This window comes from Paenibacillus sp. FSL R5-0912, assembly GCF_000758605.1.
Lineage (GTDB): Bacteria > Bacillota > Bacilli > Paenibacillales > Paenibacillaceae > Paenibacillus_AQ.
In genome coordinates this window covers 5,933,136-5,955,787 of sequence record NZ_CP009282.1, presented here as the reverse complement: position 1 = coordinate 5,955,787, position 22,652 = coordinate 5,933,136, and the positions used below count along the sequence as shown (strand labels likewise).

17 protein-coding genes and 1 pseudogene are annotated in these 22,652 nt (G+C 52.7%); 15 read left to right on the top strand and 3 right to left on the bottom strand.

Features of this window, described 5'->3' with window-relative positions; genetic code table 11:
• Positions 1 to 5: 5 nt before the first annotated feature.
• The 5 genes and pseudogenes from R50912_RS25205 (at position 6) to R50912_RS25190 (ending at position 3,044) form a co-directional block, all read left to right on the top strand.
• The gene (locus tag R50912_RS25205) at positions 6 to 941 is read left to right on the top strand and encodes a carbohydrate ABC transporter permease (protein ID WP_081956642.1); all 936 of its coding nucleotides are present in this window, start codon (positions 6 to 8) and stop codon (positions 939 to 941) included.
• An 81-nt stretch (positions 942 to 1,022) separates the two neighbouring features.
• A complete protein-coding gene (locus R50912_RS25200) occupies positions 1,023 to 1,862 on the top strand; it encodes a carbohydrate ABC transporter permease (protein WP_042238663.1) in 840 nt (279 codons plus the stop codon).
• A gap of 200 nt (positions 1,863 to 2,062) precedes the next feature.
• A pseudogene (locus R50912_RS36510) lies at positions 2,063 to 2,158 on the top strand (hypothetical protein); the annotation flags it as partial.
• Positions 2,159 to 2,279: 121 nt separating this feature from the next.
• The gene (locus R50912_RS25195) at positions 2,280 to 2,459 is read left to right on the top strand and encodes a hypothetical protein (protein WP_042238662.1); all 180 of its coding nucleotides are present in this window, start codon (positions 2,280 to 2,282) and stop codon (positions 2,457 to 2,459) included.
• 309 nt (positions 2,460 to 2,768) lie between these two features.
• Entirely contained in the window at positions 2,769 to 3,044 is a 276-nt protein-coding gene (locus tag R50912_RS25190; protein ID WP_052416679.1) for a GNAT family N-acetyltransferase, read from the top strand.
• A 488-nt stretch (positions 3,045 to 3,532) separates the two neighbouring features.
• Here R50912_RS25190 and R50912_RS25185 read toward each other — a convergent pair whose 3' ends face one another.
• Entirely contained in the window at positions 3,533 to 5,359 is a 1,827-nt protein-coding gene (locus R50912_RS25185; RefSeq protein ID WP_081956640.1) for an alpha-glycosidase, read from the bottom strand.
• Positions 5,360 to 5,910: 551 nt separating this feature from the next.
• Between R50912_RS25185 and R50912_RS25175 the strand changes: the two genes are divergently transcribed.
• The gene (locus R50912_RS25175) at positions 5,911 to 6,780 is read left to right on the top strand and encodes a hypothetical protein (protein ID WP_042238659.1); all 870 of its coding nucleotides are present in this window, start codon (positions 5,911 to 5,913) and stop codon (positions 6,778 to 6,780) included.
• 7 nt (positions 6,781 to 6,787) lie between these two features.
• Here R50912_RS25175 and R50912_RS25170 read toward each other — a convergent pair whose 3' ends face one another.
• On the bottom strand, positions 6,788 to 7,471 hold the full coding sequence (locus R50912_RS25170) for an SOS response-associated peptidase (protein ID WP_042238657.1): 684 nt from the start codon (positions 7,469 to 7,471) through the stop codon (positions 6,788 to 6,790).
• A gap of 148 nt (positions 7,472 to 7,619) precedes the next feature.
• On the opposite strand from R50912_RS25170, the gene R50912_RS25165 reads away from it, so the two are divergent.
• Positions 7,620 to 8,099, top strand: coding sequence for a 2-thiouracil desulfurase family protein (locus R50912_RS25165; RefSeq protein WP_042238656.1), 480 nt, complete (start codon positions 7,620 to 7,622; stop codon positions 8,097 to 8,099).
• A gap of 104 nt (positions 8,100 to 8,203) precedes the next feature.
• On the opposite strand, the gene R50912_RS25160 is transcribed toward R50912_RS25165, so the two are convergent.
• Positions 8,204 to 9,061, bottom strand: coding sequence for a hypothetical protein (locus R50912_RS25160; RefSeq protein ID WP_042238655.1), 858 nt, complete (start codon positions 9,059 to 9,061; stop codon positions 8,204 to 8,206).
• A 239-nt stretch (positions 9,062 to 9,300) separates the two neighbouring features.
• Here R50912_RS25160 and R50912_RS25155 point away from each other — a divergent pair, with 239 nt between their 5' ends.
• From R50912_RS25155 to R50912_RS25120, 8 genes are all read left to right on the top strand, one after another.
• Positions 9,301 to 10,452 carry a cysteine desulfurase family protein gene (locus R50912_RS25155; protein ID WP_042238654.1) on the top strand — a complete coding sequence of 384 codons (1,152 nt, stop codon included), beginning with the start codon at positions 9,301 to 9,303 and terminating at the stop codon, positions 10,450 to 10,452.
• Positions 10,453 to 10,540: 88 nt separating this feature from the next.
• On the top strand, positions 10,541 to 11,062 hold the full coding sequence (locus R50912_RS25150; RefSeq protein WP_042238653.1) for a PRC-barrel domain-containing protein: 522 nt from the start codon (positions 10,541 to 10,543) through the stop codon (positions 11,060 to 11,062).
• Positions 11,063 to 11,076: 14 nt separating this feature from the next.
• A complete protein-coding gene (locus tag R50912_RS25145; RefSeq protein ID WP_039300906.1) occupies positions 11,077 to 11,286 on the top strand; it encodes a hypothetical protein in 210 nt (69 codons plus the stop codon).
• Positions 11,287 to 11,671: 385 nt separating this feature from the next.
• The gene (locus R50912_RS25140; protein WP_052416678.1) at positions 11,672 to 16,210 is read left to right on the top strand and encodes a carbohydrate binding domain-containing protein; all 4,539 of its coding nucleotides are present in this window, start codon (positions 11,672 to 11,674) and stop codon (positions 16,208 to 16,210) included.
• 132 nt (positions 16,211 to 16,342) lie between these two features.
• Complete coding sequence (locus tag R50912_RS25135; protein WP_052416677.1) at positions 16,343 to 17,740, top strand: sugar ABC transporter substrate-binding protein; 1,398 nt, start codon at positions 16,343 to 16,345, stop codon at positions 17,738 to 17,740.
• Positions 17,741 to 17,814: 74 nt separating this feature from the next.
• Entirely contained in the window at positions 17,815 to 18,795 is a 981-nt protein-coding gene (locus R50912_RS25130; protein ID WP_081956639.1) for a carbohydrate ABC transporter permease, read from the top strand.
• A complete protein-coding gene (locus tag R50912_RS25125) occupies positions 18,792 to 19,649 on the top strand; it encodes a carbohydrate ABC transporter permease (RefSeq protein WP_042238649.1) in 858 nt (285 codons plus the stop codon). Before R50912_RS25130 ends, R50912_RS25125 begins: the two co-directional genes overlap by 4 nt.
• 32 nt (positions 19,650 to 19,681) lie before the next feature.
• The gene (locus tag R50912_RS25120) at positions 19,682 to 22,651 is read left to right on the top strand and encodes a GH36-type glycosyl hydrolase domain-containing protein (protein WP_156123320.1); all 2,970 of its coding nucleotides are present in this window, start codon (positions 19,682 to 19,684) and stop codon (positions 22,649 to 22,651) included.
• Position 22,652: the final 1 nt, after the last annotated feature.

Below are 22,652 nucleotides of genomic sequence, written 5' to 3'. Positions count from 1 at the left end.
AGATCATGACAAGCGTTACAGCGGCAGCTAAGCCTGCCTCCAAAACTGCCCCATCAAGCAAAAAGCCCCGCCGGTTTCTGCGGGGAGAAGAAATAACCGCCTGGTGGTTCGTGCTGCCTTCTTTTGCTTTGCTGCTCATCTTTGTGTTCTATCCGATGCTGCAAGCCTTTGTGATCAGCTTTCAGAATTATAACCTGGTAGGATCGACCCGCAGCTTCATCGGGCTGGACAATTACAGGTCTCTGGTGACGGACAGGGATTTCCTGGCCAGTCTCAGGCATTCGTTTCATTTTGCCATCATTGTTATTCCGATTCAGACCGCGATTTCACTGGGCCTAGCACTGTTAATCCAGAAAAAGTTCAAGCTTACCGGTCTGTTCCGCACACTCTATTTCATTCCGGTTGTCATTTCTACGGCAGTGGCCGCAACGGTGTTCAAACTGATCTACAACAAGGAATTTGGGATTCTGAACAATGTGCTGAAGACGCTTCATCTGCCCACTACCAATTTCCTGTCCAACCCGGATACGGCGATGAACGGCGTGATCATGCTGGGAATATGGAAAGGCGTAGGCTTTTTCATGATTATCTTCCTGGCCGGACTGAACAACATTCCGCAAGATTTATACGAGGCGGCCCGGGTAGACGGTGCTACAAAAATACAGCAGTTCTTCCGCATTACGCTTCCTTTGCTGAATCGTACCACGGCCTTTGTTGTGATTATGACGACAATTGATGCCATTAAGCTGTCCGGCCTTGTGTTTGTATTGACCAGTGGAGGACCCAACGGGGCTACCGAAACCGCAGTCTATTATATTTATAAAATGGCCTTCCAGCAGATGCAGATGGGCTACGGCACCGCTGCCGCCTTTATTCTGTTCGCGATTGTTCTAGCCATCTCGCTCGTGCAAATGAGACTGTTCCGGAACGCAGAACATTAATGGAGACGCTTCTGTAGTCAATTTTGCTGCAGGGGAATTTTAAGGAAGCGGCTGTTCGTAAAACTACTAGGAGGAATCCACATGAACCGCTTTGCAAGCATTGCCAAGTATACGGTTATGACCGTCCTGGCTGTCATTTCAATTATCCCGATCCTCTGGATGATTTCGGGTTCACTACGCCCTTATGAGGAATTGTTCAAGTACTCCTCCAGCCTGAATATTCATTTGTTCGTTCCTGTCCAGCCGACGCTGGCTAACTTCAAAGAGGTTATCTTCAGTGAGGGCAACCCTTTTCTCCGCTATATCGCTAATACACTGTTTGTTGCTGGGATTGTAACCCTGCTGGTGCTGCTAGTGAATTCGATGTCGGCGTTTGCTTTTGCCAAGCTGCGTTTCCGTGGAAAAGCGGTTGTCTTCGCACTATTCATGTCGGCGATGATTATTCCCGGTGAAGTAACGCTGGTCCCAAACTATCTGCTGATGAATTATTTCGGCTGGCTTAACTCCTATAAGGCGCTGGTGATTCCTTCGATGCTGTCTGTGTTCGGAATCTTTCTGCTGCGGCAGTTCTTCGCGGAAATTCCAGATGAGATTCTGGAGGCGGCCAAAATCGACGGGGCCTCGATGTCCCGGACCTTTTCCAGTATTGTCTTGCCTGCGGCTGTCCCGCCGATGATCACCCTGGCGCTGATGACCTTTCTTGGCAACTGGGATTCATATCTGTGGCCTCTAATCGTTATCAATGACGAAAAGAAACAGATGATCCAGGTAGCCATTGCCACGTTCTCCTCGGTGGAAGGAACAGATTGGTCTAAGATTCTTGCCGCAAGTACCATTTCCACGGTTCCGATTCTGATCCTGTTTCTGTTCCTGCAGCGCTATTACATTCAGGGGATTACGATGTCGGGTGTGAAAGGGTAATGAAAGGAATGGGAATAACGATGAAATACGGTACAGTGGCGCTCGGTTAATGGGTTTGGTATTGCTCATATTTCAGCAGTCTCGGCCAAAGTTGCTCCATTAGTATATTGAACGTACAAAAGAAACCTCTCCTTTGAAATGGTTGTGGTCCCCAACTCCATTTTCCAAAGGACGGTTTCTTTTTGTGATTTTAGCCAGTTGAGTGCGTGAAACGCGTGAAACAAGAAACTGAAAGGGCGGCTTGTTTAAAGGCCGTCTTCGCGAATAGTTCTCTAAGAGGAGACGCACACTATTAGGGTGATTTGCCATCCAGCCTCATTGCAAGCAGTTACAGATAAGCTCCGGCTACCCGGAAACTCGGTGAGCGGCTTTGAATTGCACAATCATTAGAGAATAAGATGAGGAGGCCCTAAGTTAATGTCCAATAAAAAAAGCTACTATGCATTTGCGGATCCGCTTGGCACTACAATTGAATTTCAAGCTACAAGCTTACAACAAGCCATGGTGATTAAAAAGAAGAAGGCTCATGAATTGGGAATTCCTAAAGAGGCATTTGAACTCACAAGCATACGTAAGAAACCCACTCAGAGCACATAGCCTTTCTTCGGGTAGCTTCCTCATACCTTAGATTTAGCGTGCATAAAGCTATGACAATTTCATCGTAAAGATCAACCTGTAATTACAATTCACTAGGCATAAGCCGAAAATCAAAAGCCGCTTATTTGCGGCTTTTTCATTTAACAATATAGGACAAGAATATAGTTACCCGCAATTGAGGGGCTTGTGCTTGTATCTGCTGCATGCGGGAGAACGTCCCCGCCTGGAATCTCCAATTCGTTAAATTCGCCTATAGGAAAACGAAAGAAATGCTCCGCATCCCCCGGCATTGGCGGAAGGATGACAGTCATGGACGATCTTGGCGTATTTCCAATGGTTCAGATTAATCCGGGCGGTGGCGACAGCGTGCTCATTCTCCTCCGGCACCAAGGCTATGGCCGGAAGCTGATCGGGGCCGCCGAGCAATGGATCAGGAAGCTAGGCATTCAGCGGAGCGTAATTACCAGCCAAAAGCAGGTCGTAGGCTTCTATGAGAGCCTGGGTTATACCGCGAGACCGGAGATCAATAGCGCGGATGGGGTTTATATAAGTAGCGCTATCTGCGCCGGGGAAATAAGTGGATAAACGACATCTAAAGTTGGGGGATTTGCTGTTTGCGCAGGATTAGTTGGATAAACGACACTTATATTCACTGGCGCTGCCTAATAACAGGGAATGGGATGGAAATAAGTGGAATTAATCCACTTGTTACCCGTAAAGTGAGTTCCAAGAGATGAATAGATGCTGAAAATCCACTTATTTCGGGCAGTGTGGCAAAACTGGCGACCAACAAGTGTCTACGGTGCGTACGGCGAACTTGAGTCGCGAAACGGTATACGAAGTGCAAGGCGACTATATGATTGTCCAGGCAGTAAGGAGAATCGACAAAGTGAGCAACCGAATAGTGTGCGCGAGTAGGGAGACGAAGGCGTGAGCGGTCGGAAGGTCCCTGCGATTACAGTGCGGAGGCGTTCATAGCCGCATACTTACCTGTAATCACGCAAAGGAGGTGTCCCGGACAGCCAGTAATGGCTTCAGGAGCACCTCCTTTTTGGGCAGGCTGCCCAGATCAATTAATTCTCAGGCTTCGCACTGTCATCCGCAGCCTCAACCACGCTCTGCAGTATCCTGAACCCCAGCGGCTCCAGCGTAAGTCTGATTCCTTCACCATCCATCGCCACTGGTTCACCGCTGAAGGCATCCTGCCAGTTGCCCCCGGTGAATGACTGCTGAAGGGTTAACGGTTCGCTACAATTGTTCATCCAGACGGTAAAGCGGCTGTTGTCATTGAAACGTTCGTACACGAGGCCCCGGCTATCTGCATCACTCTGCAGGAAACGGAAGTGGCCGGTACGCAGTACCTCATGGTTCTTGCGCAGGGCAATCATGCGCTGATAGAAGCTGAATAGCTCACGGTCCTGACGCTCCTCCTCCCAGATCATACATTTACGGCAATCCGGGTCATCTTCTCCCGTAAGTCCGATTTCATCTCCATAGAAGATACACGGCGTTCCGGTAAAGGTAAGCAGGAAGGTGACTGTCAGTTTCAGTCTCCGGGTATCCCCGCCGAGCCGGGTAAGGACTCTGGGGGTATCGTGGCTGGCGAGAAGATTGAACAGTACTTCATTTGCCTGCCGCGGGTAACGCATCAGCAATCCGTAGATGTGGGAGGCGAAGGCCTCCGGCTCCATCTCATCTCCCTGGAAGAACTCCAGCAGCCGGTCAGAGAAAGGATAGTTCATTACGGAATCGAACTGATCCCCCTGGAGCCAGCTAAGGGAATCGCTCCATACCTCACCGATGATGAACGCCTCCGGGTTAATCTCTTTGACCGCCTGGCGGAATTCGCGCCAGAATACATGGTCTACCTCATTGGCCACATCCAGCCGCCAGCCGTCGATATGTACCTCACTGAGCCAGAAGCGGGTAATGTCCAGCAGATATTCTTTGGTTTCCGGGTTGGCCGTATTCAGCTTGGGCATCCCGCCGAAGAAGCCAAACGTATCATAATTGGGGGTGTTACCTTCCGCCTTAACCGGATAATCATAGATATGAAACCAATTGGCGTATTTGGAGTCTGCCCCATGTTCAATTACATCTTTGAATGGCGGGAACTCCGCGCTTGTATGGTTAAAGACGGCATCCAGCACTACCTTAAGCCCTTTGGAATGAGCCAGGCTGACCAGTTGCTTCAGCAGCTCCACATCTCCGAAGCTGGAGTCGATCGTTCCGTAGTCTACCGTATCGTATTTATGGTTGCTGGGTGCCTCAAAGATCGGAGTAAGATACAGCGCGGTCACTCCAAGCTCCAGAATATAATCCAGATGATCAATGATCCCCTGCAGATCCCCGCCAAAATAACTGTCGGTCGTCGGTGTGCCGCCCCATTCAAGCGTTCCTTCCGGATCGTTCCCCGGATCTCCGTTGGCGAACCGGTCCGGCATGATCTGATAGAATACAGCCGATTCAGCCCACCCGGGAACATGCAGCAGATCAACCTCATGGATATAAGGCATTTCATAATAGCCTCCGGGAGGTGCAGGCTGCTCTTTCGTATGGAAGCCGGATTCTACCATCCATACCGTTTCTTTCCCCGACTCGAACCTGAAGCCGTAAGAGAAACGTTTACGCTCAGGTACGATCTCAGCCTCCCAATAATCAAAATACGCATCTGTTGCCACCTTGAGCATTTCCAGCTCCTGATGATGATGCTCCCAGTCGTATTTGTCTCCCGTCAGCGCAAAAACCCGTTCCACATTGTTCTTTTTACTGCGGACTCTTAAATGGAAGATCTTCTCGCTATACGGATACGCCCATTTGCCCTGCGGAGAATGGTAGAGACACTCCAGCTCAATGGATGTGCCTGGTGTTGTGGTCAGTGCTTGTCTGCTAAGAGCCATGTCTATTCCTCCTGGGATTAATGTGGTGGATACTGAATTATGAACAAATGAATGAGCTTTAGTTAATACCCGGGGTACATAGGACTTAAACACCAGATGAACGGTTATAGAGACGGGGTTCAGGCTGGTGGGTGGATTACCCAGAAAAGGGATTCTAAACAGTGATGTAGAATATTTTACCAGCAGGGATCCCTTACTTCCTGCATACTGAGAAATTTGAGGTGGCTAGTTCTGAATACCAAGCTATGGAAACTTGCTTCATTATTCTTCTTAAGTTTGTTATTGGCGGCATGTTCTGCGGACAAGTTGATTCCAGCAGGAACTTCTGCAGGGGCGGAATCTTCCGTTGCTGCGGTCTCACCGGCTGCTCCGGAAGCGCCAGACTTAAGTGAATCTTCTGAACCGCCGGTGTCCGCGGCTTCTGGGCAGCCCGTGCTATCGCCGGCGCGAGCTCCCGCTCCCGGACAGACCGGGCAGCCAGCTTCCAGTCCGGCGGCTGCGTTCTTTCCAGCCCCTGGTTCCCAGGAAAAGCACAGCCGCTCCAGAAATACATGGATGCTGTTCATGGGGACATGAGGGGAGAGCTGCTGTTCTCCGCCAAACAAGATCTGGATCTCGATGGAAATGATGAAATTGTACTTGGATACGGGGAGCTTGATAAGGCGGATCCGCAATATTCCATCGTTTCGGAGCTGCATGTTTTGAGAGACAGGGATGGACAGATCGAGGAGCTGACACACGATTTAGAGGGCGGATATCAGAAGCTGGGATTCAGGCTGATCCGGCTGCAGGATCTGCCGCAGACCTTCATTTATTGCGGCCTTACCAATGGTGGCGGAATGTCAGGCTTCGCGGTGCTGGAGATTTCCGGAGATCAGGTGGTGCGGAAGGTGTACAGTGCTGCGGCGACCGGGCAGGGCGAGGATTATATATCAGACAATGACCGGGACGGTCAATATGACGGTTATAAGCAGTACAGAAATGACTATAGCACTTTTTATTATTCCCTGGACCGTACTTACATACTGGAGAAGGGAGAAGCGGTACTGAGAGCGACGAAAGTCGTTATTCCAGAGTACCCGCAGGAAATTCAGGATGTGATCCTGCAGTATTTGAGTCTGAGTGTACTTAAGATTGAGCAGTCACCGGAAACGGAGGAGCGTCTGGCCCGGCTTCGCATCGATAACGCCGGGGCTAAGATTAACGGAGAGGATCTTGCCGGCTGGAGGGAAGCCTTAGAGGGGTATCATTCAGAGATCCAATTTGATATTAAACAGGATGGACTGGAGGCGGAAGCCTCGCTGACGTATACAGAAGGCGATAAGCAAAAGAAGGAGCATGCCATGCATCTTCATCTGGTCAAAACGGATGCCGGGTGGCAGATTGAGGAACTGGAGACTATCCCAGACAGAGTGCTGTAAGCCACGCTTATACAGCATCTGCCCCGGCTCTGTTAATCAGCTCCCGGTAGTCATTGCGTACGTTGCCTACGGCTGATGAGACCGGATAAGCAAGCATCTGCCTTGCGTCATAAGGCTGCAGCAGCTTCATTAGTGCGGGAATGTCCTGATTGCTGCGGTCCAGCCACTGTGCTTCTGTTTCCCTGCTCAGAATGACCGGCATCCGGTCATGAATCTCCTCCATCAGGCTGTTCGATGCGGTGGTGATGATGGTGCAGGTAGCGATTCTTTTGCCGCTGGGGTCGACCCAAATATCATACAGGCCGGCCATAGAGAAAAGCTGCCCGTCCCGCAGGGTGATTCTCATCGGCTGCTTGCCGCCCTCATAGACCTTCCAGTCATAGAAGCCGTCTGCCGGAATGATGCAGCGGCGGGACGCGACCAGCCCTTTGAAGGAGGCTTTCTCCAGCAGCGATTCACTGCGGGCATTGATCAGCCTGGCGGCGTTCTTGTCCTCCTTGGACCAGGAAGGCAGAAGTCCCCAGCGCAGTTGACCAAGCTTATTCTGTTTGCCGTCATGAATGACCGCCGGAATATACTGCATTGGAGCCGCATTGAACTTCGGTGAATACTGGTCGAAGGAAGTATCGCCGATAAAGTACCTTGTCATCAGTTCATCCAGTGTTACGGTAATGGTATATCTTCCGCACATATTGCCCGTGCCCCCCTGAGTAATCAATGATTACAGCATTTACAGTATTGCAGCTTCGTGCTATGCTCCCCTATATTTCTCATGTTAGAACATCTTGTATAGCATTATATAGGATGAAGCTGAGGATTGCGAAGGAGAGGCGGCTGCTATGATTATCGTAAGTTCCTGTCTGGCCGGGATGAAGGTCAGATATAACGGCACGGATTGTCTGGATCAGAGCATCCGGCATCTGCTGGACAGTCATCAGGCGGTTGCTGTATGCCCCGAGCTGATGGGAGGCTTCTCTACCCCGCGGGAGCCTGCCGAGATCGTAGGCGGCAGCGGCAGGGATGTGCTGGAGGGCCGGGCCCGGGTGGTCGGCAGAACAGGTAATGATGTAACTGCCATGTATATAGAGGGAGCCTATGCGGCACTGGAGCAGGCAAGGAGCTTAGCGGCGACTCTTGTGGTGCTTAAGGAAAATAGCCCGTCCTGTGGCAGTTCCATGATCTATAACGGAGCATTTGCCGGTGTGAAAATACCCGGTGAGGGTGTGACTTCCGCTCTATTGCGGCTGCACGGGATTGAAGTGATATCGGAGGACCAGCTCGCTTCCAGATTGAAGCAACCGGATTCTCCGGTGCAATAGCTGCTGAGCGGCTTGCACAAAAAGGCTGTTACAGGGGTTTCGAACCTCTGCAACAGCTTTTTCTGTGAGTTGTGGGCTTCCTATGAAATGCAAACCGGTTCTGTTTAGGCGAGCGTCCCGAGGACCTTGCCGAACAAGCTGGACAGCTCAATGTTGGTCATCGTAGAGAAGTTCTTCGCGGATAGCATGGTTTGAACTGCAGCGAGCGGATTGTTGCTGCTGTCAGCTGTGCTTGAACTGCTTGCAGATGCTCCAAGACTTCTCTGCAGCTGGGCCAGCACGGACATCATATCCTCCGAAGTGAGACCCGCTTCAAGAGAGGTTAGTTCGTTGAGCGTGTTAGCGCGGTCTGTACTATCCGTGCTAACAGAGCTGTCTGAGTTGTCCTGGCTATCCAAACTCCAGCCCAAAGGAGGGGGGAATCCGCCCATGGCTTGCAGCATTGCAGGAAGTCCCGTAGTCTCATTAGCTGTATCCAAAGAGTTAATTCCGGCATATCCAGCCGCGGAAGAATCAGATGTAACGGACTGAACCAAGGAGAAGAGCCCGTCCCCGCTTAAAGAGGAGAGGCCGTTGCTGCCGAGCAGACTCTGTAAAGAGCCCAGACTGCTGCCGGATTCACCGGTAACCCCTGTTGCTGAATCCGTCTCGGTAAGCCCAAGGCCCAACTGAATTTGGGCCAGCAGAGACTTCATATCCCCGCCGTATTGAGAGCCCGCTGCGGAGCCCAGCGAGGCTGGCGAATATAGCTCCGTGTATTCGTCTTCTCCGGCATCATCTGTTCCCTCCAGATTGAAGAACAGCTTGGCGATTTCACTGAAATCCGCAGCATCTGTAAGGCTTGAGCTGCTTGCTTCTTGGTTGGAGGCGGCGCTTTTGCGGGCAGCGCTTGTGCTGCCACTGGTGAGATCGTAGTTGTCATAGTACTTTTTATTGTAATAATTGTTAATCGATAGCGACATTTGGCGTCTCCTCTCAATATATGTTTCTTTATTTTCTCAAAAGCCCACGTTACATCATCGGAAAGAAAGCTGAGTGCAGGCTGAAAATACGCTGAATCCCAGCTGAAAATGAAGATCCGGTCCATGGACAAATGTTACAATATTGTGTTTATTAACAGGTGGTAAAAGAAACCGTTCAGCAGTATAATCGAGTAGTCCTGTAAGAAAATCCTGAATTTCAAGAAGCGGAGAATCTCGTCATGAAACCCATCTATTTGGACCACGCCGCCTCAACACCGGTTCATCCGGAGGTGGCAACGGTTATGTACAATATGTTATTGAACCAGTATGGCAATGCGTCCAGTGTGCACCAGTTCGGACGGTCGGCCAAAAGAATCGTAAATGGAGCGCGCGACAGGATCGCGGGCTTTTTGGGCTGTTCCCCTGATGAGTGGGTGTTCACCAGCGGCGGTACAGAGAGCGATAACCTCGCTCTGTTCGGCGCAGCCTATGCTTCTATTCATAAGGGTAAACATATCATTACCACAGCAGTAGAACATCATGCGGTATTGCATACGTGCGGACAACTGGAGCAACAGGGCTTCGAGGTTACTTATCTTCCCGTAGATTCCACAGGACTTGTCTCTCTCAAGGATGTGCAGTCTGCCCTGCGTGAGGATACAGTATTGATTAGCGTAATGTTTGTGAATAATGAAGTGGGAACTGTACAGCCTATAGAAGAGATTGGCAGATTAGCGGGCGGGCGGGGCATTCTTTTTCACGTGGATGCTGTACAAGCCCTGGGCACGCTGCCTATGGTGCTCCGCGAGCTGCCTGTCGACTATATGAGCTTCTCGGCCCACAAGATTGGCGGTCCGCAGGGGATTGGCGGATTGTATGTCCGGCGGGGAGCGCCGCTGCAGCCAAGACAACATGGCGGACTTCAAGAGCGCGGCAGACGCGCGGGTACGGAGAGCCTGGCAAGTACAGCCGGCTTCGCCACAGCAGTAGAGCTGGCGGTAGACGGACTTGCGGAGCATCATGAGCAGGCTGTCAGACTGCGGAGTACACTGCTGCAGGAGCTGGACAAGCATGCCGGAGCCGGCGGATATGTAATTAACGGGAATGAACAGCAGACGGTGCCCGGAATTCTGAATGTAAGCTTCCCGGGTGCGAAGACAGATGTGCTGCTGATGAATCTCGATATGGAGCGGATTGCGGCCGCCAGTGGTTCAGCCTGCACCTCGGGCTCTCTGGAAATCTCGCATGTCCTGCAGGCGATGAAGCTTCCGGAAGAACTTTTGAACTCGGCGATTCGCTTTAGTACAGGTTTGGGTAATACTAATGAAGAAATGCAGGTTGTTGCCCAAAAAGTTGGAACCATCTTAAACCGGCTGCGTACTAAAGACTAGGCATTTTTGCGGTCTGGCATCCGCTTGGAAGGTTTCTAGCTTCAGGGAACTCGTAAGCACTATTTAAGGTGAGGGGACTTTGAACGCCATGAAACTTCAAGATATGATTGGCCTCACCGTATATGAAGTTGAAGAAGGTACTGAAGTCGGTGAAATAATCGATATTGGACTGGATTCAAACTGGAACATTACGGGTATTGAACTGGAAAGCAAAACTTTTTTCTCCAGTCATGTGAAAGTTGTGGCATGGGATGATATTGTCGCTTATGGCGAAGATGCTGTCATGATCCGCAACAAAGAGTCGATTGTTAAGACCGACGCTGACCATATACCGTATACTTTCCTCTTGGGAAAGAACAAGTTGAAGGATTTGCAGGTGCTTACAGCATCCGGAACGATACTTGGACGAATATCCGATGTTTATTTTGACCAAAAGATGGGAAACACAATAGTAGCGCTGGAAATCAGTGACGGGCTTGTAACTGATTTGATCGAAGGCCGCAAATGGCTGCCTTGTTCTGAAGGAATGTCTATCGGGGAGAATTCGGTACTGGTTCCTGCGATGAGCGAAGAACGGCTTCAAAAAGCCATTAATATTGTTAACGGATAGGTGGAATGTATTATATGAAGTGTCCAAACTGCAACTCCAAGGATATCGGCAAGATCGGTTCCCACCAGTTCTATTGCTGGGGCTGTTTCATCGAACTTACGGTCAACGGCGAGAAAATGTCGGTTTATCAGGTTGAAGAAGATGGCACGCTCAGTTCGCTTGACGATCTGTTCTCGGGTGAAGATGTTGCACAGGATTTCCCGCAGATCCATGCATCCTCCTGATCATTAGCCTGATTCATTCCCGGATAAAGTTACATAGATTCGCCGTGGGGCTGACCTCAAAGCATCGAATGGATGCTTGGGTCAGCCTTGTTTGCTCTTAAGCAGTTCATCCGCAAGCCTGCGGTGGATGTTCCACGAAACGGGTCTTCAATCTTCTACAACACAAAAACCAGCCAATCCTGGTCCAGGATGAGCTGGTTTTTGTTGTGTGTGGACCCTGGACAGCGTCTGTTTACAGGATAACTTCTCCTATAAATGAGGAAGTTGCATCTTTGTTATATGTGCTAACGAATTGGTATGTCGCCTCCGGGATACGGGCTCTATACTGAAATCGACTGGCGGCAACGCCGGATTCTGCAAGGTTCTGCATAAGGGGGATTATTGAATGTACCGTAAAGGAATATCCAAGCTGCTGATTGCCGGTATGCTGCTGTCAGGGATTCAGCTTCCGGGAAACACGGGAGTGGCAGGAGCAGAGAGACTGGAAAAGCTTCCCGTATCAGCCGCAGGCACAAGCACAAGCGGCGCTATTGTAGCCGGAAAGGCAGCATTTGCCGATATGAATCAGCACTGGGCTTCGCCAGCGGTGGACAGGCTGGCAGCCGCCGGAATCCTGCAGGGGAATGGGCAGGGAAGATTTGGACCAAGCCGTGCAATCTCGCGCGCAGAGATAGCGGTTATCCTGGGCCGTGTGTTTCGTTACTCAGCTCCGGGAACGGCTGTGTTCAGTGATGTAAGCGCTTCTTCCTGGTATGGCAAGGATGTGGGCGGGATTAGTGCAGCCGGCATAATCCAAGGTTACGCGGACGGACGGTTTCAGCCGGGAGCGGCTGTAACCCGGCAGGAGGCCATGACGATGCTGAGCCGGGCTTTCGGCCTGGAGGCGGCTTCGCCAACTACGCTGGCCGCGCAGCCTGACGGATCAGCGGTCAGCGGCTATGCCCGGGAAGCAGTGAGTGCCATGCTTGACGCAGGCTACCTGCACGGCGGGCCGGATGGCAAGCTGAATCCGCAGACGCAGATGACCCGGGCTGAACTGGCGGAGCTCCTGGGCCGGATGATCGGGTGGATCAGTTCAGGCGAAGGAAGCTATTCGATTGGCGGGGTGTCCGGCAATGTAATTGTGAACCGGGCGAATGTACAGATCGAAGGCGGACCGGTTAGCGGGAATCTCTATGTGACTGCCGGAGTAGGAGAGGGAGAGGTATCGTTCTCGGGAATCAAGGTGCAGGGAACCACTCATATCTCGGGAGGTGGTGACCATTCGGTAGTTTTCCGTAAATCTTCACTGGGACAGATCAAGCTGAACAAGCCCAAAGCCCCGGTACGGCTCGTGCTGGAGGATAGCAGCTCCGTAGCCCGGATTGAATTGCTCCAGCCGGCCAAGGTTGAGATTGGGGCCGGCACAAGGGTGGAAGCACTGATTATCGGTCCCGGCGCTGCCGGATCAGAGATTATGAACCGGGGGGACATCGGCCTGCTGGAGACCCAAGCGGATCGTGTGCTGCTCAACGGCCTAGCACTCAAGGCTGGTGAGACGCTTCGGGGCTTGTCCGGTAATGGAGCTTTGCCGCAGGCAAGCGCAGCCGCCACCTTTACGGGGAGCGGAGGGGATTCAGGCGGAGCGATGCCAACGCCTGCACTTATGACACCTGCCCCAACAGCGACAGCTGGGGCAACGCCGACTGCAACACCGGTGGTTACTCCGCCAACCCCTGACAATCCATGGGAGCTGGTCTGGAACGACGAATTCGACGGTAGCTCCATAGATAAGACCAAATGGAATGTGCAGGATACCGGAACGGTATACAACAATGAACTCGAATATTATCATCCGGACAACGCTTCGCTCGAAACCGAGAGCGGACAGGGTGTGCTGGCACTGGAAGCACGGAAGGAAGCATACGGCGGGAAGTCGTATACTTCCGGCAAGCTGACCTCCAAGCTGAAGGGCGACTGGACTTACGGCAAATTCACGGTGCGCGCCAAGCTGCCGATTCAGCAGGGCATGTGGCCGGCCATCTGGATGATGCCAACCGACGAAGAGAAGCAGTACGGACCTTGGCCGGGAAGCGGCGAGATGGACATTATGGAATTAACGGGACCGGTGGCCGGTGATGCAGAGAAGGCTGATCTGTACCCGAGAACGGTTCATGGTTCGCTTCATTACGACATCCCGCATACGTCACAGTCCAAGACCTACATTCTGCCGGAGGGCACGACGTTCGCTGATGCTTATCATGACTTCACACTGGAATGGCTCCCGGGACTGATCCGGTATTATGTGGACGGTAAAATGTATTTTGAAACAAGCGATTGGGGAACGAAGGCTGAAGGCCAGCCGGATTATTATACCTATCCCGCACCGTTTGACCGGCCGTTCTATATGATTCTTAATCTGGCAGTGGGCGGCGATTGGCCGGGTAACCCGGCAGCTGACTTCCAGTCGGACAAAATGTATGTCGATTATGTCCGGGTCTACAAGTACAACAAGCTCGATCAATGGCCGGACGTAACAGGACAACGGCCGACAAAGCCGGAGCTGTCGACTCCGCAGCGCCCTGCCCTTGCCGACGGGAACCAGATTTATAACGGTGACTTTACGGGTGCAGAAGCGGTTCAAGGCCCGCCGGAATATTGGGAATTGATCGAGAATGCGGGGGGTGAGGGAACAGCTTCCGTCGTTGACGATATAGAAAAGGGTAAGGCGGTGAAGGTGGCTGTCAGCAAAGCTGGAACCCAGAACTATTCCATTCAGCTCGCTCAGAAGCCGCTTCTGCTGGAGAAGGGCAAGTCCTACAAAGTCACATTCGATGCCAAGGCGGATGCGGCCCGACCGCTGATGAGCAAGCTGACCGAATTCGGCGGCGGATGGACGGCTTATTCCATGGAACGCAATTTCCAGCTTACGCCGAACTGGCAATCGTATGAATATACCTTCAACATGTCGAAGAGTTCCGATAACAATGTCCGTTTCGAGTTCAATCTTGGTCTGAACGACATTGCAGCCTATTTCGACAATGTCAGGGTGGTAGAGACGGAGCCCCTGCCAGTGGTACGTACTCCGTTGCCTGACGGCAACCTGATCTATAATGGCGGATTCGAGCTGGGAGAAGGGCGGCTGGGCTACTGGACCTTCGCCGTTAAGCCGGAATCGGGCGCTGCTGCGAAAGCCAGTGTAACCAATGCTCTGGAACTGCCGCTGATGAAGCGTGAATTCAAGGCAGATGTCCAGACAGCCGGAGGCTCGGCTGAGGATGTGACGCTGATCCAGACAGGAATCCCTGTGACAGCCGGGGGAGTCTATCAGCTTACGTTCGAGGCGAGATCGGAGCAGGAGCAGCCGGTCGGCATCAAGCTGGACGGCGGCGATGGGAAGACCGTCTATCCTGACGGGGCAACATTCACTCTGACGCCGGAGTGGAAGAGCTATACAGCGGAAATAGAGCTGTCCGGCGCGTCCGGAACTGAAGGTACATTATCGTTCCTTCTGGGCCAGGCTCCGGGGCAGACCGAGATTGACAATGTACGTCTGGTAAGGATGATTGATCCGCCTGTATTCACTAACTACCTGCATCTGCGGGGGGACCAGAACTGGAGATCATCGGGTACCGGCCTGATTCCGAGCGGCGAAGGCGGCAAGGACATCACGGATATGGACCAGGGCGACTATGTAGAATACAAAGTGGTGCTGCCTCAGGCTGCCAGCATTGTTCCCGTGGCCCGGGTATCCAGTATACAGGCAGACTCCGGGCTGGAGCTGTCGGTTCTGGATGCCGGCAAACAGAGTGTAGTGACGACCTCTGTCTATAGTACGGCAATCGGAGATACCGGAGGACTTCATTCCTACCGCGCAATCATCGGGGCACCGCTTGAGCTGCCTGCCGGAATCTATTACTTCCGTCTTGGCGGCAGCGGCTATAATCTGGCCTGGCTGGATCTGACCCGCGAGCTGGTGGTGAACGGCCGCTTCAAGGGCGATTCTACCGAAGGCTGGACGCTGTACAAGAGGGATTGGGACAGTAATCCGGTGAAGAACACCGTAATGAACGCTGTGTATGGTGCACTGCGGGTTGACCTTGGCGGCACCGGTGATGAAGACTGGAACGTACAGGTGAAGCAAGGGGGAGTACCGGTAGAATTGGGCAAGAAGTACCTGCTTCGCTTCGATGGGGAGGCATCAATAGCCAGAGATATCCGGGTGCTTGTTCAGCATGACGGTACTTCGGACAATAATTGGACCCCGTATACGAACGAGACAGTAAGTCTGAGCGAAGCGGGCGGACATTATGAATATCTGTTCACTGCTCCGGCAAGCGATCCCGCTGCTGTGCTGCAGTTCAGTCTGGGCAAGGTTAACGGGCTGCTGGGAGAGCATACGGTTAGACTGAGCAATATTTCCCTGCTGCAGGTGAGCCCGGTCATGGCGGGTGAGGCGTATGGGGAGAATCTGATTCCAAACGGAGACTTCTCGGCTCCGCTTAAGGGCTGGAGCAGCTATTCCTCCGACAGCGGCGAGCTGTCCATTGACAATGTGAATGGGGCGCTGCAGATCCAGGTCGGTTCCACAGGGACGAACAGCTGGGACCGGCAGGTCTATTACGAGGGAGTAGCCTACAACGATGGCAATCATTATACACTTACCTTCAAAGCTAAGGCAGAAGCAGCGCGCAAAATGAACATCAGCATCGGCTGGCTGGATGTCGCGAACAATTACACCTGGAACGGGTATACGAGCAAGGTGGTAGATCTTGATACGGAATACGCGGAATATACCCTGGAATTCGATGTTGCCGGAGGCAGCACCTCCATCGGCCGGATTTCTTTTGAGCTGGGGAATATAACGGATGGCGGTACAGGCCATCTTGCGGTGGACGTCGATGACATTGTGCTGACGAACAACGGAACCGTAGCTGCACCTTGAACAAGCTTTAGAATTTGTTATCCAGGCTTGCGATTTGGTATTTAGACCGGCAAGAAACACTTTTATAATCAGTACATGGAGGACGGGCAGCCGTTCTCCATGATTTTCAAACGACAATGGGGGAGATTTATTGTGAAAAAGACAGCAGTATCCATCACCGCACTACTCATGGCATTTTCAGTAGTGGTCAGCGGATGTGGAGGCAATAACAACCAATCAAGTTCGGCTAACAACGGAGGAAAGAAAGAAGATTCCAGTGCAACTGCCGCTCCTGCTACGCCAAGCACAGACCCTGTTACCCTGAACGCCTGGGTGATGCCGAACAGTCCCAAGCCGGATGCAGACTTCCTGAAGACGCTTGAACCTTACCTGAAAGAGCATCCGAATGTCACCATGAAGGTAACGGTACTTGACTGGGGCTCTGCCTGGACCAAGATTACGACAGCGGCTACAAGCGGGGAAGGTCCGGACCTGCTGCAGCTTGGATCAACCTGGGTACCGGCAATCGCCAGCATGGGCGGCATTGACAAAGTGACGGACAAAGTAGCCGATGTAGGCGGTGCTGAGGCTTTCCTGCCGGCCATCTGGACGACTACCTCTATCGCGGGCGACAGCGAGGTATACGGGGTGCCGTGGTTCGTGGATGCGCGGGCAATATACTACCGGACAGATGTATTCAAGCAAGCCGGTGTGGACACAGCAACAGCCTTTAAAGATTGGGATTCCTTCAAAAGCGCATTGCAAGCGGTCAACGGACAGACCGTTGACGGCAAAAAGATCGCTGCACTCGGACTTCCAGGTAAAAACGACTGGAACGTAGTGCATAATATCTTCCCTTGGATCTGGGCTGCAGGCGGCGATGTTCTCTCGGAAGATAACAAAAATGTTGCCTTCAACGAAGAGAAGGGGCTTGACGGCGTGATGTTCTACACCGGACTTGCCGCTGAAGGCCTTGTGGATAAATCTTCGCTTGAGAAGAATTCGTCGCAGATTGAGAGCGACTTCGGCGACGGTAAATCGGCGGTCATTATCTCCGGCCCTTGGCTCGCCAAGAACTTTGCGACACCGAAAGCAAACGGCGGTATGGATGACAAGAAAGCGGCCAAGAACTTCGCGGTGGCTCCGCTTCCTGCAGGTCCGGGCGGACAAGCTACCTTCGTCGGCGGCAGCGAGCTGACCGTATTCAGCGGCTCGAAGAACAAGGAAGCGACTTGGGATTTGATTAAGTACCTGACCGGCGATGAAGCGCAGAAGGCTTATGCTGCCGTATCCGGCCAGCTCCCGGCTCGACTGTCACTTCTGGAATCGCCTGATCTGGATGCCAGCATGAAAGCATTCTCGGAAGCCACGAAATACGGAAGAACCTATCCATCCATTCCCCAATGGGGACCTACGGAAACGGCGCTGCAAAAGCATTTTGCCAACATTTGGGATATTGTTGCCGGTGTGAAGGGCAAATATAGTGAAGAAACCGTCAAGCAAGAGCTGGATTCTGCAGCGGCCGAAGTCAAAGCAATTATTAACCAATAATGATGAGGATTAGGGGGATGCCGCCGCGCGATAGGGTGCGGCGGTTCTTCCATTAGTAAAGTGAGGGATAAGAGATGGGGCTCCATACTGAAAAAAATCTGCCTGCGAAGGCTGCTTCCGACAAGCGCGGACTATGGCGCAAACGGGTCAGAGAGAATAAATTTGCTTACATGCTGATGGTGCCGACCATCATTTTCATGCTGTTGGTGCATTTGCTCCCTATGATTCAGGGATTCTGGATGTCATTCCTGAAGCTGAACCAATTTACACTGGGCAAATATCTCAAGGCGCCGTTTGTGGGGATCGACAATTATATTGGCCTGTTGTTCAACACCGATAACCCGGTCCGCCAGGGGCTCAATTTTGCCATCCGCAACACCGCGATTTATTCGGTCATTGTGACGATCGGTGTAATGATCATGGGCCTGATGATGGCCTTGCTGCTGAACCGTGATTTTCCCGGACGCAGCATTGCCCGCACAGCCATGCTGCTCCCATGGGTCGTTCCGTCTTATGTGGTCGGTGTGCTCTGGGGTTTCATGTGGCAGAAGGAAGGCATTATCAACTATTTCCTGGTCGATGTCTTGCATCTCTTCAATGAGAAGCCTTTCTGGCTGCTGGGGCCGAATACGATCTGGGCGATCATTATCCCAACCATCTGGCGCGGCTGGCCGTTCCTGATGGTCATTTTCCTGGCTGGACTCCAGACCATTCCCGAAGATATCTATGAAGCTGCAACCATTGACGGTGCGGGCAAATTCCGCCAGTTCTGGAACATGACGCTGCCGATGCTTAAGCCGGTTATTGCGGTACAGCTTTTATTCCAGATTATTAACAATGTCTACTCCTACAACATCGTCTCCACGATGTTCGGCAACGGTGCCGGATATCCGGGGGAATGGGGAGACCTCCTGATGACAGCCTTGACCCGCCAATCCTTCGGTTATTGGTCCTTCGGTTCGGGCTCTGCCGCTTCAATCATGCTGATGTTTGCCATGCTGATGGTCGTCGGTGTCTGGTACCGCGTCTTTAGATCGGAGTTGAATGCCCAATGAGTACACACCGTAAACGTTCCGTCAGTTCGTTCCTGCTGACTTCACTGACCTGGGTTATCGTTGTATTGACGGTATTTCCCATTCTGTGGATGATCTTCACCTCTTTGCACTCCAATGACCAAATTCTGAACGGGATCACTACCTTCAGCCTGCCGAAGCCGCAGTGGGTCAATTATATCAATATGTGGGATACGGTGAATTTTGCCACCTATTTCCGCAACAGCCTTCTGATCTGCGGTGCGACAACCCTGCTTGCCGGCTCCTTTGCCGTTCTGGCCGGATATGCGCTGGCCCGGTTTGATTTTCCCGGATCGAAGCTGTTCAGCATGAGTATCATATCCACCCAGCTGATCCCGGGGATTATGTTCCTGTTCCCGATTTACCTGATGTTCCTGTGGATCAAGAATACGTTCGGTTTGCCGATGATCAATACGTACTGGGGAATGATTCTCGTCTATACGGCGTTCTACACCCCAATCAGTATCTGGATTATGCGAAGTTTCTTTGTCTCAATTCCAAGAGACCTGGAAGAGTCGGCCACGATTGACGGCTGTACGAAATTTCAGGCTTTTTACAAAATCATTCTGCCGTTGTCTCTGCCCGGCATTATTGCGACAGGCATATTCATCTTCCTTACGGCGTGGGATGAGCTCCTCTTCGCCTGGGTTTTGACAACCAGCGCTGATGTACAGACGATTCCGGTCGGTATCCGCTTGTTTGTCGGGCAATATAATACCCGCTACGACCTGCTGATGGCAGCCTCCACGGTGGTAACCGTGCCAGTCATGGTCATATTCTTCATGACCCAAAAATACTTTATCAGCGGTATGACCGCGGGGGCCGTCAAGGGCTGACCCGTAGCATGCCAGGAAAGGTGAGAGCAATCATGCTGAAATTTACTACCGCAAGAGAAGCGATGGCTTCGGCTGAAGAGATCCTGAGACAAGCCTTCGCAGACCGGATTGGCCCCGGGGCGCACATCAGTGCCCTCTTTACGGATTCGGAACGACGGGGGGCCGTAGGCATAGCCGGTCTGCCGTTTCGGCTGCCTGCCATTCAGGAGCTGCTCAAGCTCCCCGCTGTGGCAGCGCTGCTGCCGGGTGAAGCGGGTGCCTCCGCGTTGTTCGCCGTAAACGAAGAAGCCACGGAATTGTCACTGTATATCCGGCACGCCGGAAGACAGGAGCAGACTGTTGACGTACCGGAGGCTACCGCAAGCCTGGCTTTGGCGCAATTGCAGGCCGCTCCGGGCTGGGCAGGGGCGCTTAACGCTGAGGGCGAGCACGTAATTGATCTGCGTTCACCTGTGCCGGGTCCGCATTTCGCGGTCAATTTGCTTATGGGCAACCGTCTGAGCTTTCCCCATCCGCTTCAGACTACCCCGAAGAGCGTTGTTGACCGGCTGGGCGGCGGCAGCTTCCGTTCACATGCGGCCACCCAGGTGCTGGCCACCCGCTGGGATATGCGTCAGGAGGAGAACGGGTTCCCGGCTAACCGGCAATTCTATCTGTTCGAGGACGGGAAGCAGATCTTCTATTCCGCGGACCCCGGAGATGAAGGGATAGAGTCGGCGGTCTGCCGGCATTCGCAGAATGTAACCCGAATCACCTGCCGGACGCGCTGCGGACTGGAGATTACACGAATCATCTCTATTCTGCCTCAATACGAGGGCCTGCCTCTGGCTACCGAATTACAGCGGATTGAGATTGAGAACCATGGAGAAGCCGACCGAGTTCTGCGGATCGTCTACACGGGAATGTTCGGCTCAGCGGCTCCGGGGGCGCTGTTCGAGGATGTGCTGTACAGCAACGTCATTATGCAGGGCGGCGTGCTCCAGGATAATACGGGAGCCGTGGCAGCCATCAGTCCGGATTATTATCCCGAAGGCGGCCGTCATGATCTGCGCTTCCACACAATGATCGTTCACGGGGCAGAAGGACCGGTGCTGCCGCGTGAATACTGCGTCAGCTACAATGAATTTGTCGGTACAGGTTCGCTTCACCGTCCGTCCGGCGCGCTCAGACTGAGTAACATTCTGCACCGTAAGGGGCCAGGGTTCTTCGCAGTAGCCGGGGAAATTCAAGTGGCTGCGGGAGCTAAGACAGCTGTTGACCAGTTGACCGGCCTAGTCTCCGACAAGAGCGGGGCGCCTTGGAATGACACGGTGCTGGCGGATGAAGTGGGGGCGTTGGTCACCCGTTTCTCCGACCCATGCGCGGCGGAATCAGCGCTGGCGGAATCAGCCGGGTTCGTGCGGGATTACAGCAAGTTCCTGCAGGTATTCTCCGATGACAAGAATTTCGATGTATTTATCAACCGCAATCTGCCGTTTCAGGTGCTCTATCAAAGCTTTGTCTCCCGTTCCTTTTGCCAGACACAGAAGGGCTACAGGGAGATTGGCTTCCGCGAAATCCAGGATTTATACGCATCGATGTATTATTTTGTCGGTATGGGACAAAGCGCTCTGGTGAAAAGTCTGCTTAAAGAATGGACCGGTATGGTGTTTGAACTGGGCTATGCCTATCATAACTTCTTCTGGGCCGGCAAGGAGCCGGGCAAATGGTCCGACGATGCGTTATGGCTTGTTCAAGCCGTCTACCGCTATGTAATGCTTACCGGCGATCTCGAGTTCCTGGACGAGTCTTGTCCGGTAGCGGGACAAGAAGCCAGCCGGCCGGTCTTCGAGACACTCAAGGCGATTATTGTCTATTCAGGGAAGATTTCAATCGGCCGCCACGGTCTGCCCTTACTGGACTTCGCAGACTGGAACGACTGTCTTAAGCTGGATGACACGTATCTGAACGGTCCAGCTAAGGAAAAGCTCTACCGGGAGCAATTGCAGGCAGGCGGGGTCTTCGGGGATTCATTGGACAGCGATTATTCCGAGAGCGTTATGAACGCCTTCCTGCTGAAGGTAGCAGTAGATGAACTGTCCGCCCTGGCTGCCCGCAAAGGGGAGCAGGATGATGCCGATGAGCTGAACCGCTTCGGATCCAAGCTGCGCGAGCGTATCCAGGAGCATGCCTGGAAGGGCGATTTCTTCGCCCGCGTGCTCTTCAACCGGTACCAGAATGGCGAATATACTTATTTGGGAGCTGCCGGAGACGGTCTGTCAGCAGATCCGGCATCCGAGGGTTCTTACTTCTTAAATTCCTTCAGCTGGAGCATCCTGTCGGGCTGTGCCGATGAGTCGCAGATCTCGGTGATGCTGGACACTATGAAGTCGCATCTTATGACTCCTTTCGGATTGAAGCTGGTTTCCCCGGTTGCTTTGGGCCGGGTCTCTACCCACACAGCTTCGGACGAATACTTCCCGGGTGACCGGGAGAACGGCGGCGTATTCAAGCATGCCTGCATGATGGCCGCAGCTGCGATGTTCAAGGGTGCCAAGGAAGTCTCGGATTCAGGGCTTGCTGCCGAGCTGGGCCGCCTCGGCTATTGGCTGCTGGACCGGATCATGCCGTTCAAGACGATGGAAGATCCGTTTGCAGTCTGCGGAAATCCGCGATTCTGCACTCAATATAATAACAGCGAGACCGGTGAGAATATCGGTCCGATGCTAAGCGGCACCTCGACCTGGCTCACCCTCTCGCTGATGGAAGCGCTAGGCATTGAATATACGGCGCAGGGCATCGCACTGAGTCCGATCCTGCGGGAAGAGCAGACAGAATTCTCTTACACTCTGAAGCTTGGCAAATCTTCGTACTGTATCCGGATCAGTAAACCGGAAGGCTTCCGCCGGATGAACGGCGGTGATGCCCGTCTGACACTGGATGGCCGGGCGCTAGAGGATGGGTTTATTCCGACTCCGGATGACGGGCTCACCCACGAGGTGGAGCTGCGATTTGAAGAGTAAA

Bases quoted from the DNA above. Each gene is read 5' to 3' on its own strand.
- R50912_RS25200 (WP_042238663.1), top strand. From the start codon at position 1,023: ATGAACCGCTTTGCAAGCATTGCCAAGTATACGGTTATGACCGTCCTG.
- R50912_RS25170 (WP_042238657.1), bottom strand. From the start codon at position 7,471: ATGTGCGGAAGATATACCATTACCGTAACACTGGATGAACTGATGACA.
- R50912_RS25150 (WP_042238653.1), top strand. From the start codon at position 10,541: ATGAAACTTCAAGATATGATTGGCCTCACCGTATATGAAGTTGAAGAA.
- R50912_RS25130 (WP_081956639.1), top strand. From the start codon at position 17,815: ATGGGGCTCCATACTGAAAAAAATCTGCCTGCGAAGGCTGCTTCCGAC.
- R50912_RS25125 (WP_042238649.1), top strand. From the start codon at position 18,792: ATGAGTACACACCGTAAACGTTCCGTCAGTTCGTTCCTGCTGACTTCA.
- R50912_RS25140 (WP_052416678.1), top strand. From the start codon at position 11,672: ATGTACCGTAAAGGAATATCCAAGCTGCTGATTGCCGGTATGCTGCTG.
- R50912_RS25155 (WP_042238654.1), top strand. From the start codon at position 9,301: ATGAAACCCATCTATTTGGACCACGCCGCCTCAACACCGGTTCATCCG.
- R50912_RS25120 (WP_156123320.1), top strand. From the start codon at position 19,682: ATGCTGAAATTTACTACCGCAAGAGAAGCGATGGCTTCGGCTGAAGAG.
- R50912_RS25185 (WP_081956640.1), bottom strand. From the start codon at position 5,359: ATGGCTCTTAGCAGACAAGCACTGACCACAACACCAGGCACATCCATT.
- R50912_RS25160 (WP_042238655.1), bottom strand. From the start codon at position 9,061: ATGTCGCTATCGATTAACAATTATTACAATAAAAAGTACTATGACAAC.
- R50912_RS25205 (WP_081956642.1), top strand. From the start codon at position 6: ATGACAAGCGTTACAGCGGCAGCTAAGCCTGCCTCCAAAACTGCCCCA.
- R50912_RS25145 (WP_039300906.1), top strand. From the start codon at position 11,077: ATGAAGTGTCCAAACTGCAACTCCAAGGATATCGGCAAGATCGGTTCC.
- R50912_RS25175 (WP_042238659.1), top strand. From the start codon at position 5,911: ATGGATGCTGTTCATGGGGACATGAGGGGAGAGCTGCTGTTCTCCGCC.
- R50912_RS25195 (WP_042238662.1), top strand. From the start codon at position 2,280: ATGTCCAATAAAAAAAGCTACTATGCATTTGCGGATCCGCTTGGCACT.
- R50912_RS25190 (WP_052416679.1), top strand. From the start codon at position 2,769: ATGGACGATCTTGGCGTATTTCCAATGGTTCAGATTAATCCGGGCGGT.
- R50912_RS25165 (WP_042238656.1), top strand. From the start codon at position 7,620: ATGATTATCGTAAGTTCCTGTCTGGCCGGGATGAAGGTCAGATATAAC.